This window comes from Roseateles sp. P5_B10 (assembly GCF_056400485.1).
In genome coordinates this window covers 1-2,155 of the sequence record NZ_JBFULE010000863.1, presented here as the reverse complement: position 1 = coordinate 2,155, position 2,155 = coordinate 1, and the positions used below count along the sequence as shown (strand labels likewise).

The 2,155-nt window shown below is 68.4% G+C and carries 1 protein-coding gene; it reads left to right on the top strand.

Going from position 1 to position 2,155, the window contains the following annotated elements:
- Positions 1 to 131: 131 nt before the first annotated feature.
- The coding region (locus AC1DU6_RS28605) for a hypothetical protein (RefSeq protein ID WP_477861272.1) at positions 132 to 2,155 on the top strand (2,024 nt) is incomplete at its 3' end.

Here is a 2,155-nt window from a genome sequence, read left to right as displayed (position 1 = left end):
CAACGTCGACTTCGCCGGCTTGCCCTGAACGCGTCTCAGCAGCGTCGCGATGCCGTCACGCCAGGGTCACGGCCGCTTCCTAGCATCCGCCCCGTTCCACGCCTCCCCTATTCCCTTTCGGAGCCGCTTCCATGCCCCACTATTTCACCAAGAGCCAGATCGCCTTGGCCGCCGTGGCTGCCCTCAGCAGCATCGTCGTCATCGCGCCGACCGTCGCCACCGCCGCAGGCAAGACGCCGGGCAAATATGTCTCCGGTGACTTCCACAACCACACCACCTGCTCGGACGGCTCGATCTCGATGCAGAAGCTGGTGAAGAAGGTCACCGACAAGTCCGAGACGCCCTGGGGCCTGGACTGGTTCGTGCAGGCCGGCCACGGCGGCAATGGCAACCGCAATTGCACATTGGCCGAGGACGCTTCGCTGTCCACGCCGGCCTTCCCCTATGTCGCCGGCCAGGGCCCGACGACGACCTGGGCCAACAGCATCGGCGCGGCCAACCTCAAGGGCAACGGCGGCGGCGTCGGCGGCACGGGCAACATGTGGCGCTGGCAGTCGCTGCAGGAGTACCAGTACCCCGTCATCGAGTACCTCGCGGCCCAGAAGAACCTGCCGCTGTTCCTCGGGCTGGAGTCTGTCGTCGCCGGCCATGAGCACAGCTCGATGTCGGTGATCACTGGCCAGATGCCGGCCTCCGTCGACTCCGTCACGCTGCCCACCGCCCCCGGCTATTCGCCGCTCGGCAACGCCAACGCGCTGGCCCAGTGGTCCTACTGCTTCGACCGCAACGACACCGACACCAGTCGCGGCAACGTGACCGGCTCGAGCACGGGCAACAACTGGACTTGCGCCAACCCGAACAGCGCCGACTCCACCTCCGCCACCCTGGGCTGGAGCGCCACCGGCCAGAAGCTCATTCCCGCCACCGGCACCGGCGTCGGCACGCGCGGCCACCTCAAGACCGTCGAAGCCATGAAGTGGATGGCGAACTTCCACGGCAACGCCAGCTACTACGTGCCCGCCCACCTGGAGCGCGCCGGCCCGTTCAACCCGAACGGCAACAACGGCTACAACATCGAGCACCTGCGCAACTTCAACAACGCCGCGCCCAACGTCGCCTTCGGCTTCGAGTCGCAGCCGGGCCACGGCGCGTCTGACAACCGCGGTGAGTACCAGGTCAAGCGCAACAATATCGGCGGCGTGCTGACCGACTCCGTCGGCGGCACCACCTACGGCGGCACCGGCGTCTATGCAGGCCAGGTCGGCGGCGTCTGGGACGCCCTGCTCGGCGAAGGCCGCGGCTTCTGGTTCTTCGCCAGCTCCGACTGGCACAACCGCGGCCAGTTCGGCCCGGATGACCGCCGCTCGTCGCAGGACTTCTACCCCGGCGAATACCAGCGCACACACGTGCTGGTCCGCAACGGTGCCGACAAGCTGCGCCCGCAGACCATCGTCGACGGCCTGCGCACCGGCAACGCCTGGGCGGCCTCCGGCCAGCTGATCGACCGCCTGGCGTTCGTGGCCTGCGCTTCGTACCCGGGCATCGCCGCCCGGACGAACGCCTCCGTCGAGGCGATTGCCGTCGCCGCGGCGACCAACGCCACCGACATCGACAAGACCGGCTGCGTCACCATGGGCGAGAAGCTCGCGGTCCGCCCTGGTGCCGAGATCGTCGTGGCCGTCGTGCTGCGCGACCCGGACGGTGCGAACTTCGCCCCCTACTCGTTCCCGAACCCATCGCTGCTGCAGGTCGGCATCAACCAGCCGATCAACAAGCCGGTGCTGGACCACGTCGACGTCGTCCGTGGCCTCGTGACCGGCTACAGGACGCCCGGCTCGGCCGACTACGCCGGCGAATGGCCGCGTAACACCGACTGGCTGCGCGCCGACGGCAGCACCGCCGGCCTGTCGGCCGTGCCGGCCGCCGCCAAGAACACGTCGGCCGCCATCCTGAAGACCTTCAGCGGCAACGGCGGCTCGGCCTGGACTCAAGTGTCGTCAGGCGTGGACAACAGCGTCTTCCTGAAGATGAGCTTGCGCATCCCGGCGGTCCAGGCCTCGCAGTACGTGCGCCTGCGTGGCACCAACATGCCGGCTGCCGTGCCCTACGAGACGGACGCCAACGGCAACCCGCTGGCCGACCTGTTCACCAACGC